The organism is Saccharopolyspora sp. NPDC002376 (assembly GCF_053593195.1).
Map to the genome: position 1 here is coordinate 122562 of NZ_JBSFBZ010000009.1, position 15051 is coordinate 137612.

The following is a 15051-nucleotide window of genomic DNA, read 5'->3' on the forward strand; positions in this document are numbered from 1 at the left end:
GCTCAACCCCCGATTGCGCTCATCGGCCGGGACGGCTGCGCGAACTCACCCGAGTCCATGCCGTGCCCGGCGGCCTTCGCCCACATCGTGCCCTGCCAGAGCCGGACCAGTTCGGCGTCCTCGGCTCCGGCGCGCATGGGCCCCCGCAGGTCCGTCTCCGTGGTGGAGAACAGGCAGGAGCGAAGCTGGCCGTCCGCGGTGAGCCGCGTGCGGTCGCAGGCCGAGCAGAACGGCCGGGTGACCGAGCCGATCACGCCCACAGTCGCAGGCCCGCCGTCGACCAGCCAGCGCTCCGCGGGCGCCGAGCCGCGCTCGGCGACGTCCGGGCTGAGGCTGAACTCGGCGCTGAGCCGGTCCAGGATCTCGTCGGCAGTGATCATTTGCGAGCGGTCCCAGCCGTGCTGGGCGTCCAGCGGCATCTGCTCGATGAATCGCAGCTGGTAGCCGTGCTCGATGCAGTAGCGCAGCAGGTCGCAGGCCTCGTGGTCGTTGATCCCGCGCATCAGCACCGCGTTGACCTTGACCGGTTCCAGCCGCATCCGCTTGGCCGCGGCCAGCCCGGCCAGCACGTCGTCGAGCCGATCGCGCCTGGTCAGCTCCTTGAACACCGCGCGGTCGAGGGTGTCCAGCGAGACGTTGACCCGGTTCAGCCCGGCGCGCACCAGGGGTTCGGCGTAGTCGCCGAGGTTGATGCCGTTGGTGGTCAGCGAGGTCTTCGGGCGGTTGGGCAGCACGGCGGTCGCGGCGATGATGTCCACCAGGTCCTGTCGCAGCAGCGGTTCGCCGCCGGTGAAGCGGACCGCGGTCACGGCGAGCTCCTCGACGGCGATGCGGATCAGCCGGTTCATCTCGTCGGTGTCGAGCAGCTCCGCGCGCTTGAGCCAGGGCAGGCCCTCGGCGGGCATGCAGTAGGTGCAGCGCAGGTTGCACTTGTCGATGAGGGACACGCGCAGATCGGTGGCGACCCGTCCGAACCGGTCCACCAGTTTCGGCGTTTCCGGTCGTTCGGACGTGTCGATCGTGCTGCGCACGAACGGAATTCCCAGGTCCACCGCGGTCACCCCACGACCCTAGCGCGCCGCACCGGTCAATTTCGATCGTCGGAGGGCATTTGTGCGCAATCGACGAGGGTCTCGTGCGCGGCGGGATCTTCGGTCGGAGGAACGCACGAAACCGGTTGATATTCCGGATTTGCGGGTACTCTGCGCTGGATAACACCGCAGATGCGGAAGTATTGTCCTTCACGTGCCGCAATATCGGATCGCAGAAGCCGCCGGACTCCTCGGCGTCAGCGACGACACGGTGCGCCGGTGGGTCGACGGTGGGCAGCTGCAGGCGCAGCGGGACGCCTCCGGTCGGCTCGCCGTGGACGGCGCCGAGCTCGCCGAGTTCGCCCGCGAACAAGCGCGCTCCACGCCCGATCCCTCCGGCGTCGGCCGCTCGGCCCGCAACCGGTTGGTCGGGCTGGTGACCGAGGTCGTCTCGGACCGGGTGATGTCCCAGGTGGAGATGCAGTGCGGTCCGCACCGGGTGGTGTCGCTGATGAGCACTGAGGCCGTGCACGAGCTGGGCCTGCGCTCGGGGGTGCTGGCGGTGGCCGTGATCAAGTCGACCAACGTCGTGGTGGAGACACCGGGAGAAGGATGATGTCGAAGCTCAAGATGATCGCCGGCGCCCTGCTGGCTCTGGTGCTGCTGGCCGGCTGCGGTCAGGCCGGGTCCGAGCAGCAGCGCACGTTGACCGTGCTGGCTGCGGCGTCGCTGACCGAGTCCTTCGACGAGCTGGGTGCCCGGTTCACCGCGGAACATCCGGACGTGAAGGTGCAGTTCGACTACCAGGGCTCCTCGACGCTGGCCGAGCAGATCAAGCAGGGACGTCCGGCGGACGTCTTCGCCTCGGCGGACGAGAAGAGCATGGACAAGGTGCGCGACCTCGTCGGCGACCCGCAGACCTTCGCGACGAACGAGCTGACGATCGTGGTCCCGCCCGGCAACCCGGGAAAGATCGGCTCGCTGGCGGATCTGGCCGGTGACCACCACACCGTGGTGGTGTGCGCGCCGCAGGTGCCGTGCGGTTCGGCGACGCAGAAGGTGACGCAGGCGGCGGGTGTGCAGGTCAAGCCGGTGAGCGAGGAGGACGACGTCAAGTCGGTGCTGCAGAAGGTGATCGCGGGCGAGGCCGACGCCGGCCTGGTCTACGTCACCGACGCGAAGGCGGCCGGCCAGCAGGTCCAGGTGGTCGACTTCCCGCAGGCCGAGCAGGCGGTCAACAACTACCCGATCGCCACCATCAAGGGCGCCCCGCAGCCCGACGCGGCGGCGGAGTTCGTCGAGTTCGTCCACGGCCCCGTCGGCCGCGAGATCCTCACCAACCACGGCTTCGGCACCTCGTGACCCCGCAACTCCCGTTGAAGTCAGACGTCCAGTTTCAACGGAAATCGCGTACCCGACTTCCATTGAAATCGCGTACGACCCAGGTGCCGGTGGTGCTGAGGGTGCCCGCGGTGCTGGCGTTGGCGCTGGTGGTGTTGCCCGTTCTCGGGCTTCTGACCAGGGTGGATCCGGTTCAGCTGCCGGAGTTGCTGCTGAGTCCGGCCGCGCTGGACGCGCTTTGGTTGTCGGTGGTCACCGGGCTCATCTCGACCGGCTTGGCGCTGGTGCTCGGTGGTCCGCTGGCGCTGGTGCTGGCGAGGTCGCGGATGCGTGGACTGCGCGTGCTGCGTGCGTTCGTGTTGCTGCCGCTGGTTTTGCCGCCGGTGGTTGGTGGTCTGGCCCTGCTCTATCTGCTCGGGCGGACCGGTCCGCTCGGTGGGCTGCTCGACGTCGTCGGGATCCGGCTGCCGTACACGACGACGGCTGTTGTGCTGGCTCAGACGTTCGTCGCGATGCCGTTCCTCGTGGTCGGGTTGGAGGGCGCGCTGCGGACCGCTGGTGGGCGCTACGAGCAGGTCGCCGCGACGCTGGGCGCCGCGCCGTGGTTGACCTTCCGGCGGGTGACCGTGCCGCTGCTGCTGCCCGCGCTCGGGTCGAGCCTGGTGCTGACTTTCGCGCGCGCCTTGGGCGAATTCGGTGCGACGATCACCTTCGCCGGTAGCTTGCAGGGCACCACCCGCACCTTGCCGCTGGCCATCTACACCACTGCCCAGTCCGATGTGGACGCTGCGGTGGCGATGTCGTTGTTGCTGGTGGTGGTGGCTCTCGTGGTGATCGTGGTGGCCCGGCCCAAGGCGGTGGAAGGACGGCTGTGAGCGGGTTGCGAACCGACGTCGAGTTCCGCCGCGCGGAGTTCGCGCTTCGCGCCGAGTTCGACGTCGCGCCGGGAGAGGTGCTGGCGGTGCTCGGCCCGAACGGAGCGGGCAAGTCGACCTTGCTGTCAGTGCTGGCCGGGCAGCTGGTGCCGGACCGGGGGCGCGTCGAGCTCGACGGTGTGCCGTGGCTGGACACCGAGCGCGGGATCGCCGTGCCGACACACCGACGGGGTGTCGGGCTGCTCGCGCAGAACGCACTGCTGTTCCCGAACATGACGGCGCTGGAGAACGTGGCCTTCGGGCCCCGCGCGGCCGGAGTCAGCAAGGCCAAGGCGCGGGAGATCGCTGCGCACTGGCTGTCCGAAGTGGACGTCGCGGAGCTCGCAGCACGCCGACCCGGACAGCTCTCCGGCGGACAGGCGCAGCGCGTCGCCCTGGCGCGCGCTCTGGCCGCCAACCCTCAGCTGCTACTGCTCGACGAGCCGCTGGCCGCGCTCGATGTGGACGCCGCTCCAGCGATGCGCGGCTTGCTGCACCAAGTGCTCAGGCGGCAGGACAAGCCAACGGTGCTGGTTACTCACGACGTGCTGGACGCGGTCGTGCTCGCCGACCGGCTGGTGGTGCTGCTCGACGGCTGCATCGTCGAGCAGGGCCCCACTCGCGAGGTCCTGGCCAAACCGAAGGAACCCTTCACCGCGCGGGTCGCCGGGCTCAACCTGGTGCCGGGAATCGCGAAGGACAACGGGGTCGAGTTCGGCGACACCGTGCTCAGCGGTCGCATCGCCGAAGACCTGGACCAGGGCGAACCCGCCGCCGCGGTGTTCGCGCCTGCCGCCGTGGCGGTGCACCGCGAGCCGCCGGGTGGCAGCCCGCGCAACGCGCTCCGGGTGCGGCTGGCCGGGCTGGAGCCGCGCGGCGACGTCGTGCGGGTGCGCGGCGTGGTGCGGGACTGCTCGCTGGCCGCGGACGTCACCCCGGCGGCCGTCGCCGACCTGCGGCTCACCCCCGATGACGAGGTGTGGTTCGCGGTCAAGGCGGCTGAGGTAGCAATCCACCCGCTATCGGGAGGATCATCGGGGGCGTGACTGAGCCATCCCCCTGGACCTACCTGATGGACATGGACGGCGTGCTCGTCCACGAGGAGCACATGGTGCCCGGCGCGGACGCCCTGCTGGCGGCGCTGCGGGAGAACCACGTCCCGTTCATGGTCTTCACCAACAACTCGATCTACACCCCGCGCGACCTGCGGGCCAGGCTGCTGCGCACCGGGCTGGACGTCCCGGAGGAGGCGATCTGGACCTCGGCGCTGGCCACCGCGCAGTTCCTGGAGAACCAGCGCCCGGGCGGCTCGGCCTACGTGGTCGGCGAATCGGGGTTGACCACGGCGCTGCACAACATCGGCTACGTGCTCACCGATCGGGACCCCGACTACGTCATCCTCGGCGAGACGCGCACCTACAGCTTCGAGGCGATAACCAAGGCGATCCGGCTCGTCGAGGCAGGCGCCCGGTTCATCGCCACGAACCCGGACGAGAAGGGTCCGAGCCGCGAGGGCACACTGCCGGCCACCGGCGCGGTCGCCGCGCTGATCGAGCGGGTCACCGGGCGCGCGCCGTACTACGTGGGCAAGCCGAACCCGCTGATGATGCGCTCGGCGCTGCGGCACCTGGGGGTGCACTCGGAGAACACGCTGATGATCGGTGACCGGATGGACACCGACGTGCGGTCCGGCCTGGAGTCCGGGCTGAAGACGATCCTGGTGCTGTCCGGGATCGCCGACGAGTCGACCGCCGAGCTGTTCCCCTACCGGCCGACGAAGGTGGTCAGCTCCGTGGCCGCCCTGGTCGACAACGTCCTGGACCCGTTCAAGTCGTGACCGCGGTCGTGAGTGCGCGGCGGGGCTGCGCATTCACGACGTGCGGTTGGTGGCCGTCTGGGACGGCAGGTCGATGGCGCTGGTGACGTGGTTGAGCTCGTCGGCAATCCGCTCGGCCGCGTCGCGCACCAGTTCGGCGCGGCGGGCCAACGAGCTCGACCAGTGGCGCTGCGCGGCGGCCAGCCGGTCGAACAGGTCGGCCTGCAACCGCAGGCGCTCCACTTCGGCCCAGTCGGCGGCCCCGGGGTGCCGGAAGGCGCGCTCGATGGCGGCTGCGACTCGCTCCAGCTCGAGTTCGGTGATCACGGGCACCCCCACATCGGCGTTGGGCTGACGTAAGAGAGAGGCATTCGGAGCCGTCTCTAGTACGCCGGTGTGCCGAAAATCACTTAGCGCGCATGAACGCGTACGCGTCGTCGGCGTCCACGATCCGCTTGCCCAGCGGCATCAGGGAGACCGGGATCAGCTTGAAGTTGGCGATGCCCAGCGGGATTCCGATGATCGTCACGCACTGCGCGATGCCGGTGACGATGTGCCCGAGCGCGAGCCACCACCCGGCGAGCACCAGCCACAGGATGTTGCCGATGCCGGCCATGGCGCCCGAGGTGGGCTCGTCCACCAGACGCCGTCCGAACGGCCACAACGCGAAGTTCGCCATCCGGAACGAGGCGATCGCGAACGGGATGCCGATGATCGTGATGGTCAGCAGGATCCCGGCCAACACGTACCCCAGCGCCATCCACAAGCCCCCGAAGACCAACCAAATGACGTTCAGCAATAACCGCATACCTCTACGGTGCCACTAGCCCGCCGCCCGGTGAATCAGGGTTTCCCCTCAGTCCTCCGCTGGGTCTCGGAACCACAGTTTCAATTGAAACTGTGATCCGCCGTGGGTGGGTTTTACAGTTTCAATTGAAACTGTGGTCAGACGAGCAGGTCGCCGCTGAGGACGGTGGTGGCTTGGCCGCGGAGGCCGACGCGGTCGCCGCGAAGCGCCATGCGCACGATGCCGCCGCGGACGGAGGCCTGCTCGCCGACGAAGGTCGTGTCCTGCGGGGCGCGGTTGAGCTCGTCCGCCCACCAGGTCGCGAGGGTGCAGTGCGCGGAGCCGGTCACGGGGTCTTCCTGGATGCCGACCTGCGGGGAGAACACCCGGCTGACGAAGTCGACGCCGGGCCGGTCGCCGGGCGCGGTGACGATCACGCCGCGGGACGGGACGGTGGCCAGCGCCGCGAAGTCCGGCCGCACCGCGCGGACCTCGGCGGCAGACTCGGCTCGCACGAGCACCTTGGTCGAGGCCTGCGCCGTCTCCACGACGGTGACGCCGGGGAGCCCGGCGGCCAGGGTCTCCGGCGGTTCCACCGGCTCGGCCCGGTCGACGGGGAAGTCCATCTCGATCCAGCCGCCGGCCAGTGCAGTGCAGGTCAGGACGCCGCTGCGGGTGTCGAACCGCTGGTCGCCGCCGAGCACGTGCGCAGTGGCGAGGGTGCCGTGCCCGCACAGCGGAACCTCGGTGGTCGGCGTGAACCACCGCAGCGGCTTGGGCTCGTCCGTTGGCTCTCCGACCACGACGAACGCGGTCTCGGAGTGCCGGAGCTCAGCGGCCACCGACTGCATCCACGCCTCCTCGGCGGGGGAGTCCAGCAGCACGACCCCAGCGGGATTCCCGGCGAAGGCTGTGTCGGTAAAGGCATCCACGACAAAAGCACGCACCCTCAGACCCTATGCCGCTCACCCCCTGCCTGGTGGCGGGGTTGTGGCGGGGGCGAATCGGGTGGTTTTGGGGTGAGGGCGGCGTGTCGGGGATACCCGCGTTCGGGGGTGGCCGAGTGGGGGATCTCGAGAACAAGATGGGTGATCCGTCTCACGTGCTCGTCGGGAGGTAGTCGCCGTGGATACCGTCCAGCTCAGCTACGACTCGGGCGTTTCGGAGGTGCCGCTGCTGGGGGAGACGATCGGGGCGAACCTCGATCGGATCGCCGCGCGGTTCCCCGAACGGGACGCCCTGGTGGAGTGCGCGACCAGTCGTCGCTGGACCTACCGGGAATTCGTGGCCGACACGGACGCGCTGGCGGTCGGCCTGCTGGACGCCGGGATCGGCAAGGGCGACCGGGTCGGGATCTGGGCACCGAACCGCGCGGAGTGGACGCTGGCCCAGTACGCGACCGCGAAGATCGGCGCGATCCTGGTCAACATCAACCCGTCCTACCGGGCGCACGAGTTGGAGTACGTGCTCAAGCAGGCCGGCATCCGGATGCTGATCTCGGCGAAGTCGTTCAAGTCCTCTGACTACGTCGAGATCGTCGAGAAGGTGCGGCCGAAGTGCTCCGGCCTGGAGCAGGTGGTGTTCCTGGACGATCCGGAGTGGGACCAGCTGGCCGGGGCCACCCCGGACCCGCAGCGGTTGGCCGCGATCGAGCTCTCCGCCGACGATCCGATCAACATCCAGTACACCTCGGGCACCACCGGGTTCCCGAAGGGCGCGACGCTGTCGCACCACAACATCCTGAACAACGGGTTCTTCGTCGGGGAGCTGTGCAACTACAGCGAGGTCGACCGGGTGGCGATCGTGCCGCCGTTCTACCACTGCTTCGGCATGGTCATGGGCAACCTGGCCTGCACCAGCCACGGGGCGGCGATGGTGATCCCGGCGGAGGGCTTCGACCCGGTCGCGTCGCTGTCCGCGGTCGCCGCCGAGCGGTGCACGGCGCTGTACGGGGTGCCGACGATGTTCATCGCCGAGCTGGAGCACCCGGAGTTCGAGAACTTCGACCTGTCCTCGCTGCGCACCGGGATCATGGCGGGTTCGCCGTGTCCGGCGGAGGTGATGAAGCAGGTCATCGACCGGATGGGGATGCGGGAGGTGTCGATCTGCTACGGCATGACCGAGACCTCCCCGGTGTCGACGCAGACCCGCGCGGACGACTCGCTGGAACGCCGAGTGTCCACTGTGGGCAGAGTCGGTCCGCACCTGGAGGTCAAGGTCGTCGACCCGGTAACCGGCCTGACCGTGCCGCGCGGCATGCCGGGTGAGCTGTGCACTCGCGGGTACTCGGTGATGCTGGGCTACTGGGAGCAGCCGGACCGCACCGCCGAGGTCATCGACGCGGCGCGCTGGATGCACACCGGGGACCTGGCGGTGATGGACGCCGACGGCTACGTCAGCATCACCGGGCGGATCAAGGACATGGTCATCCGCGGCGGCGAGAACATCTACCCGCGGGAGATCGAGGAGTTCCTCTACACCCACCCCGATGTGGTGGACGCGCAGGTCATCGGGGTTCCGGACACGCGCTACGGCGAGGAGCTGATGGCCTGGGTCCGGTTGCGCGAGGGCGCCGACCAGCTGACGGCCGAGACGCTGCGGGAGTTCTGCACCGGCAAGCTGGCGCACTACAAGATCCCGCGCTACGTGCACGTGGTGAACGAGTTCCCGATGACCGTCACCGGCAAGATCCGCAAGATCGAGATGCGCGAGATCTCCAAGGACATCCTCGACCGCCGCTGAGTCCCACCCAGGCGGTGCGTCCGGGGAACGCAATTTCAATGGAACTTGCGGGAGGTGTCGGCGTGTCATGCCCCGGACACGCCGACACCTGTGGACGACCCCGGTGATGAAAAAGGCTCAATGGAAATCGGATGTCCAATTTCCATTGAAATCGCGTCGGGACTGGGGTGGTGGGTCAGCGGAGTTTGGCGAGTTCGGCGGCGTCTTCTTCGCCGAACTGGTCTTCCAGCTTCTCGGGGGAGGCGTCGACGTCGATCTGGGCCAGGGGCATGCCGCGGGCGCTGGAGATCGCGCCGAGCCGGCGGGTCGCCCGGTCCGTGGCGTAGGCAGTGAGCTCGTCCTTGTCCAGGTCGAACGGCAGCTCCTCCGGCATGTTGTCCGGACGCCACTGGATCTGCTCGACCACGTGCGGCAGCAGCCGGGACATCTGGTCCTCGACCACTCCCCAGTTGCTCTCGTCGGCGGCGACGTGGCGGCGGCAGGTGAAGGTGCCCCACGCCATGTGCCGGCGCTCGTCGTCACCGATGCTCTTGATGACCTGTTGCATGCCGGGCAGGATGCCGCGGCTGACGCAGATCTTGTGCCAGGAGTAGTAGCCGGTCAGCGCGAGGGTGCCCTCGACGACGTGGTTGTAGGTGACCGACGCGCGGACCTGGTTCTCCGGGCTGGGGTCGGAGTGCAGCGCGTGCAGCGATTCGGGCAGCGCCTTGTAGAAGATCTCCCGGTAGCCGGGGTTCTCCTCGACGACCCAGTGCAGGTCCTCGGTGAGGCCGATGGCGTCCATCCACAGCCGGAAGACCTGGGTGTGCTTGGCCTCCTCGAAGACGAACTGGGTCAGGTACATCTCGTCGCCGAAGCGGCCTTCGGCGGCCATCGCGGCCATGAACGGTTGGAGGTCCTCGGTGACGGCTTCCTCGCCGGCGATGAACTGCGCGCACAGGCCAGCCACGCTGCGCTGTTCGTCTTCGGTGAGCCGCTGCCAGTCCTCGGCGTCCTGGCTGAAGTCGATGTCCGCGGGGTTCCAGAACTTCGCGTTGCCCTTGCTGAACAGGCGCAGCGGCAGCGAGTCCCAGTTCAGGCCGCGCAGGGAGTGGAAGCCTTCGCGGTGGGCGGGGTGCGTGGTCGTGCTCGTCATTGAACGACTCCAGCTCGCCGAATGTGAGAAGGATTACGAATAGAGTTTCGATACTGGATAGTTCCGCGTCAAGAGCAGGGGCGTCCCTCCGTAGGGTGGTTCGCGTGGCAGCAGAGCGCACCGGCCCGACCGTCGGCTTCGACCTGGACATGACCCTGATCGACCCGCGGCCCGGCATGGTCCGCGCGATCGAGGAGCTCAACCGCGAGTTCGGCCTGGCCCTCGACGGCGACCACTTCGCCTCGAACCTCGGCCCGCCGATCATCGACGCGATGCGCGGCTACGGCTTCGACGACGACATGGCGCAGCAGCTGGTCCGACACTTCCGCTCGGTGTACCCGACCGCGGTGGTCGAGGAGACGAAGGCGCTGCCGGGTGCGACCGAGGCGCTCGCGGCGGTCCGCGAACTGGGCGGCCGGACGCTGGTGATCACCGGCAAGCACCAGCCCAACGCGGAGCTGCACCTCAAGGCGTTCGGCTGGGAGGTCGACCTGCTGGTCGGGGACGTGTTCGGTGCTGCCAAGGGCGAGGTGCTGCGCGAGGAGGGCGCGACCAGCTACGTCGGCGATCACCTCGGCGACATCGTCGGCGCGCGGACCGCGGGCGCGACCGCCGTCGCGGTGTCCACCGGGCCTTACAGCGTCGAGCAGCTCGCCGAAGCCGGGGCGGATGTCGTGCTGCGCGACCTCACCGAGTTCCCGGCGTGGCTGGAGCAGCAGGTCTGATCAGCGCTTGCGGCTGTGCAGGACGGTCGCGACAACGCCGACGATGAACCCGGCCGGGCACAGCAGGGTCGCCAGGTTCAGCCACACGGGCAAGTTCCCGTAACCGAGGGCGAACAGCGCGAAGATCGTGATGATGGCCAGCAGACCCAGGGCGAACATGGTGATCGAGACCGGGAGGGCTGCGGACCTGCGGGCGGAAGCTGCCATGTCCAGCAGCGTATCGGGTGCCCTGGTCAACCCTGCTGCGCAAGGCGGGGTCTTCCCATCCCGGTACGCGGTACGCTTGAATAACGCGTCCCGGCATGTGCAACTGCGAGCGTAGTCGGGGCGCGTTCGTCGTGCCGGAGCCGTTCGGTTCCGCGTGGCGGAAGCGATGTGACGGACGACGGAGGCCCTGGAAACCGGGCCAGTGCATTCGACAGGGAACGGTGAGGACAGTGCCGACCGGCAGGGTCAAGTGGTTCGACGCGGACAAGGGCTTCGGCTTCCTGACCCAGGATGGTGGGGAAGACGTCTACGTGCGCGCCTCCGCGCTGCCGTCCGGCGTGGAAGCGCTCAAGACCGGCCAGCGCGTCGACTTCGACATGGCGCAGGGCCGCCGCGGTCCGCAGGCGCTGAAGGTGCAGCTTCTGGACCCGCTGCCCTCGGTCGCCGAGGCGCGTCGCCGTCCCGCCGACGAGCTGCACGGCATGGTCGAGGACATGATCAAGCTCCTGGAGCTGAAGGTCCAGCCCGACCTGCGCCGCGGTCGCTACCCGGACCGCAAGACCGCTAAGCGCATCGGTGAGGTCGTGCGCGCGGTCGCCCGAGAGCTGGACCCGGGCAACAACTGACGACAGCCACCGAGAAGCCGGGCGCACCGAGGGTGGGCCCGGCCTTTTAGCCTCTTAGAACCTGGCGTCGAACCCGTTTTGCATGGCAGAACGAGCTGGCATACATCAAGTCGGCACCCGCAGTCCAGGCGGGCGCTGAGGTTCCGCTACCCGCACCGCCATGCAAAACGAGTGCAATGACAGGTACTTACTGCTGTTCGACGTTGAGGACCCAGCTGCCGCCGATGCCGAAGTCGACACCGCCGTCGGCGCCCGGGGTCAGGACCGCCGAGAACTGCTGGACCTCGACGTGTTCCAGGTGGACGCCGTCCGGCGGCACCTGGAGCGTGTAGGCGTGGCGCTCGTTCGGGGCGAAGACGGGGCTGCGGCCGTCCAGCTCCTGGCCGTTGGCCCCGCGGTACAGGAACACGACCTGCCACGGCGTCTCGGCGACCTTGCCAGGCACCGAGATCTGCAGCGGGGAGCCGTCGGGAACCCGCAGCTTGCCGACCGACTCCGGCGATCCCGTGCACTTCTCCCCGTTCGGGTCGCAGTACTGGGCGGGCGCGACCTCCACCGACCTCCCGTGGGAGTAGAAGGTGACCTGCGGTTCGCTCGGCGCGGCACAACCGGCGGCGAGCACCACGCTCGCTCCGGCCAGCAGCGACTTCAGTCCACGATGCACAGTTCGAGCCTACAAGCCTGTTACCAGCCTCGTTTTGCGCGGCGGTGCGGGTGGCGGAACCTCAGACGCCGCCTGGCTGCGGGATCGGCGTTCTGATGTATGTCCAATACACGGCGAAACGGGCTGTCCTCGCCAAGGGCCCAAGTCGGGCGGGCACAGTCTGAGAACCCGCGGCGGTGCAAGTGTCGTAGGTGGGCTAAACGCCTTCGGCGTTTCAAAGACAAGAACTACGACCTGGCGGCTGCTCGTTCAGTGGCTGGTTCAGCCTTCCTCCGCAGCCGGGGGATCAGGGTGCCGCCTCGACCCGCCGTGATCGTCTGAGCCAGCGCGAGTGCGAGCAGCACGGCCACGACGAGGAAGCCGATCCAGTAGACCGGTGGCAGCAGAACGCCCAGCGCACCGCCGAAGACCCAGCTTAGCTGCAAGATCGTCTCTGATTTGCCGAACGCTGAAGCCCGGGATTCCTCCGGCATGTCGTGCTGGATCACCGCGTCGAGGCAGACCTTGGCGAGCGCACTCGCCGTCGCTCCGACCAGGCCGACCACCACTGCCAGCGGGAGTCCGGCCAGCGCTGCGGCGCAGACCGCGACGGCCAACGCGCTGCCCAGGCAGGCGTTGATCACCCGGTCCGGCTTGCCGAAGTGCATCTTCGAACCCAGCGCGTTGCCGAGGAAGCTGCCGACCCCAGCGGCGCCGCCGACCGCACCGAGCTGCACCAGCTGCATGACCGGTTCGTGCTGCGTGCCCTGCTTGATCACGAACGCGGCGAACAGGGTCAGGAACCCGGTCAGCACCCGGATGCCGCCGTTGCCCCACAGCGCGACCACGACGTGCCTGCTCAGCGGCACCTTCTTGGTCTGTGGCTCCCCGCCGATGGACGCCGACACCTCGCCCTCGGTGCTCTCCACCCAGCCCGGGATCCGCAGGCACAGCCACACGCCACCGGCGGCCATCGCGGCCATGAACCACAGCGCGCCCTCGGAACCGAGCAGGAACGCGAAGCCCGACGCGATCGCGCCGAAGATGCCGCCGGCCGCCATGCCGAACGCGGTCAGCCGGGAATTGGCCTTGGTCAGGGTGATCTGCGAGGGCAGCACGCGTGGCGTCATCGCCGCCTTGAGCACGCCGAAGGACTTGGACAGCACCATGCAGCCCAGCGCCGCCGGGTACAGCAGCCAGCTGTCGAAGTTCAACGCCATGACGACGGCGAGCAGCACCCGGACCACGAACGACGCTGCGAGTGCGTACCGCCGCCCCTGCTGCAACCGGTCCAGCGCCGGACCGATGACCGGTGCGATCACCGCGAACGGAGCGACCGTGATCAGCAGGTAGAGCGCGACCTTGTCCTTGCTCTCGCCGGTGGCGGCGGAGAAGAACAGCGTGTTGGCCAGCGCCACCGCCATCGCGGCGTCCACCGCGTAGTTGCCCATCACGGCGTAGGTGAACTTCGCGAGCCCGGACCGCTCAGCCCCATCGGCATGCGCGAGCGAGAAGAACATCCGCATCGCCCGCTGCGTCAGATCTCGACTCCGCCAAGCAGCAACCCGAGTGACTGTCAGCTTCGTCGGCGGTGCGGTCCCACGAGGCTTCTCGACCTCGGGCTCCTCCTCGCGCTCGCGCGCCGGGTGATCCTCGGGCAGCGGAGGCAGCCGCCGCGACCGGCTCCGCGGCCGCTCGTAGTCCGGATCCTCCTCCCACGGGTACCGCGTCGCGCCCCTCCCGGGGCGCTCCGCGCCGCGGCTCGCGCCCTCGAACCGGTGCTCCGCCCGCTCACCGCGCTCCGCGCGCTCGCGACCGCCGCCCCCACGCTCCGCCCGCTCCGCGTGCTCACTCCCGCGCTCCCGCTCCGCGGAAGCGTCAGCCCGCTCCGCGGGCGAGCCCCAGCGCGCTGCGCCTCCGCCGTCGTCGTAGGAGCCGCGCTTGCCGCGATGCCCGGCGCCCCAGCCGGCGCGCGGTGAGTCCGAGCGCTGGTCATGGCGTCGCGAACCCATGCTTTTCATCCTGCATCACCCCGCTCCCGCTCTGATCGTGTTCCGCCGTTTTCCGGCCCCAGAGTTAAAGAGGAGCGAACCCGCCCGACAGATACACCCGCAACCCGATCCAGTGATCTTCAAGCCCAAGATCTCCGCCGATCGAGTGATCTTGATCCGACCCGCGAACCGCGGCTCCCAACCACAGGGCAGCGGCCGCTCCGAGCGTTGCCCTGCGCAGGTATGACCGTGAGTCCTTTGGAGCGCCATAGCAGCCCAAAGGACTCACGGGAGCTGATCAGGCGGAACCAGCCGTCCGAAACCGCTGGTCAGCTGGGTGTGAGGCGCCAGTAGCCCCGGGGGTTGTAGAAGAGGTCGTCCTCCGGGTACCGGTCGCAGTCCTGCTGGTGCAGGATCCAGCGCGGCGCGTCCTCGGCCAGCCGGAAGCCCTCGCCGTCGCGGATCTCCGCCGCTTGGTCGTCGATGTGCAGGTAGCCTGTCAGGCCGTCGATCAGCTCGATCCACTCGCCCTGCCGGCTCGCGTCGCTCAGGTCGTCGACCTGCAGCTCCACGTCGGGCCTGCCCAGCAGGTGCATTCCGCAGGTGAACAGGAGGTCTCCGCTGGAGATCGGTCGCTTGACCCACGCCTGCAGCTGCGTGTCCGGGGCGTTGGCGGAGGCGGCCAGCTCCAGCCAGGTGTCCCGGCCGTGCGCGAGTCCGTTGCTCTCGCACTTGATCGCCGTCGCTCCCCAGCGCTCGAAGAGGTCCGCGACCAGCGCCAACATCCGCTCCGAGATGTACTCCGAGTCGCCCGGTCCGCCCTGGGCCAGCACGTACGCGACCGAGTCGTGCTCGTCGACGGCGTCCCAGTCGGCGTCGGTGAAGGTCAGCTCCGCCAGGCATGCTTCGAAGGCGGCCGGCATGCGGGGGTCGTGCTCCAGGTCGGATTCGGTGCGGTCCAGGGAGAACAGCGGCCCGCCGACCGCGCGGACGGCAATCTCGACCTTGTCCAGGTCCATTCCGGAACCGAGCACGCACAGCACGTGCAGCGGCTGCACGGAGCCCTGTTGATCGTCCATGCGCAGACGGTACC

The 15051-nt window shown here is 68.9% G+C and carries 17 protein-coding genes; 8 read left to right on the plus strand and 9 right to left on the minus strand.

All coding sequences use genetic code 11. The features are described 5' to 3' along the window. Positions 1-2: 2 nt before the first annotated feature. Complete coding sequence (moaA, locus tag ACWCO2_RS09465; protein WP_450127249.1) at positions 3-1061, minus strand: GTP 3',8-cyclase MoaA; 1059 nt, start codon at positions 1059-1061, stop codon at positions 3-5. A 184-nt stretch (positions 1062-1245) separates the two neighbouring features. On the opposite strand from moaA, the gene ACWCO2_RS09470 reads away from it, so the two are divergent. The 5 genes from ACWCO2_RS09470 to ACWCO2_RS09490 all read left to right on the plus strand — a co-directional run bounded on the left by ACWCO2_RS09470 (position 1246) and on the right by ACWCO2_RS09490 (position 5123). Then, complete coding sequence (locus ACWCO2_RS09470; protein ID WP_450127250.1) at positions 1246-1647, plus strand: TOBE domain-containing protein; 402 nt, start codon at positions 1246-1248, stop codon at positions 1645-1647. Further along, a complete protein-coding gene (gene modA / locus ACWCO2_RS09475; RefSeq protein ID WP_450127251.1) occupies positions 1644-2393 on the plus strand; it encodes a molybdate ABC transporter substrate-binding protein in 750 nt (249 codons plus the stop codon). Before ACWCO2_RS09470 ends, modA begins: the two co-directional genes overlap by 4 nt. Before the next feature lie 83 nt (positions 2394-2476). Beyond that, complete coding sequence (locus ACWCO2_RS09480) at positions 2477-3247, plus strand: ABC transporter permease (RefSeq protein ID WP_450127284.1); 771 nt, start codon at positions 2477-2479, stop codon at positions 3245-3247. Continuing rightward, a complete protein-coding gene (locus ACWCO2_RS09485) occupies positions 3244-4332 on the plus strand; it encodes a sulfate/molybdate ABC transporter ATP-binding protein (protein ID WP_450127252.1) in 1089 nt (362 codons plus the stop codon). The genes ACWCO2_RS09480 and ACWCO2_RS09485 overlap by 4 nt, the downstream gene beginning before the upstream one ends. Positions 4333-4358: 26 nt before the next feature. Continuing rightward, positions 4359-5123 carry an HAD-IIA family hydrolase gene (locus ACWCO2_RS09490; protein ID WP_450127285.1) on the plus strand — a complete coding sequence of 255 codons (765 nt, stop codon included), beginning with the start codon at positions 4359-4361 and terminating at the stop codon, positions 5121-5123. A 33-nt stretch (positions 5124-5156) separates the two neighbouring features. Here the strand turns inward: ACWCO2_RS09490 and ACWCO2_RS09495 are convergent, their stop codons facing one another. From ACWCO2_RS09495 to ACWCO2_RS09505, 3 genes are all read right to left on the minus strand, one after another. Further along, positions 5157-5429 carry a hypothetical protein gene (locus tag ACWCO2_RS09495; RefSeq protein ID WP_450127253.1) on the minus strand — a complete coding sequence of 91 codons (273 nt, stop codon included), beginning with the start codon at positions 5427-5429 and terminating at the stop codon, positions 5157-5159. 79 nt (positions 5430-5508) lie between these two features. Continuing rightward, the gene (locus tag ACWCO2_RS09500) at positions 5509-5910 is read right to left on the minus strand and encodes a YccF domain-containing protein (protein ID WP_450127254.1); all 402 of its coding nucleotides are present in this window, start codon (positions 5908-5910) and stop codon (positions 5509-5511) included. Between the two features lie 137 nt (positions 5911-6047). Further along, positions 6048-6836 (minus strand): PhzF family phenazine biosynthesis protein, encoded by a 789-nt coding sequence (locus ACWCO2_RS09505; protein ID WP_450127255.1) that lies wholly within the window; start codon positions 6834-6836, stop codon positions 6048-6050. A gap of 178 nt (positions 6837-7014) precedes the next feature. Between ACWCO2_RS09505 and ACWCO2_RS09510 the strand changes: the two genes are divergently transcribed. Beyond that, positions 7015-8631 (plus strand): AMP-binding protein, encoded by a 1617-nt coding sequence (locus tag ACWCO2_RS09510; RefSeq protein WP_450127256.1) that lies wholly within the window; start codon positions 7015-7017, stop codon positions 8629-8631. A gap of 175 nt (positions 8632-8806) precedes the next feature. Here the strand turns inward: ACWCO2_RS09510 and ACWCO2_RS09515 are convergent, their stop codons facing one another. Next, positions 8807-9766 carry a R2-like ligand-binding oxidase gene (locus tag ACWCO2_RS09515; protein WP_450127257.1) on the minus strand — a complete coding sequence of 320 codons (960 nt, stop codon included), beginning with the start codon at positions 9764-9766 and terminating at the stop codon, positions 8807-8809. 104 nt (positions 9767-9870) lie between these two features. Between ACWCO2_RS09515 and ACWCO2_RS09520 the strand changes: the two genes are divergently transcribed. Further along, entirely contained in the window at positions 9871-10491 is a 621-nt protein-coding gene (locus ACWCO2_RS09520) for an HAD family hydrolase (protein WP_450127258.1), read from the plus strand. On the opposite strand, the gene ACWCO2_RS09525 is transcribed toward ACWCO2_RS09520, so the two are convergent. After that, positions 10492-10698: a hypothetical protein gene (locus ACWCO2_RS09525; protein WP_450127259.1), complete on the minus strand. Its 207-nt coding sequence runs from the start codon at positions 10696-10698 to the stop codon at positions 10492-10494. It abuts the gene before it with no gap. 230 nt (positions 10699-10928) lie between these two features. On the opposite strand from ACWCO2_RS09525, the gene ACWCO2_RS09530 reads away from it, so the two are divergent. Then, a complete protein-coding gene (locus ACWCO2_RS09530) occupies positions 10929-11324 on the plus strand; it encodes a cold-shock protein (RefSeq protein ID WP_450127260.1) in 396 nt (131 codons plus the stop codon). A 187-nt stretch (positions 11325-11511) separates the two neighbouring features. Here ACWCO2_RS09530 and ACWCO2_RS09535 read toward each other — a convergent pair whose 3' ends face one another. The 3 genes from ACWCO2_RS09535 to ACWCO2_RS09545 form a co-directional block, all read right to left on the minus strand. After that, a complete protein-coding gene (locus ACWCO2_RS09535; RefSeq protein WP_450127261.1) occupies positions 11512-11988 on the minus strand; it encodes a DUF2771 family protein in 477 nt (158 codons plus the stop codon). Between the two features lie 227 nt (positions 11989-12215). Then, on the minus strand, positions 12216-13979 hold the full coding sequence (locus tag ACWCO2_RS09540; protein ID WP_450127262.1) for an MFS transporter: 1764 nt from the start codon (positions 13977-13979) through the stop codon (positions 12216-12218). A gap of 308 nt (positions 13980-14287) precedes the next feature. After that, positions 14288-15037, minus strand: coding sequence for a hypothetical protein (locus ACWCO2_RS09545; protein WP_450127263.1), 750 nt, complete (start codon positions 15035-15037; stop codon positions 14288-14290). Positions 15038-15051 lie beyond the last annotated feature (14 nt).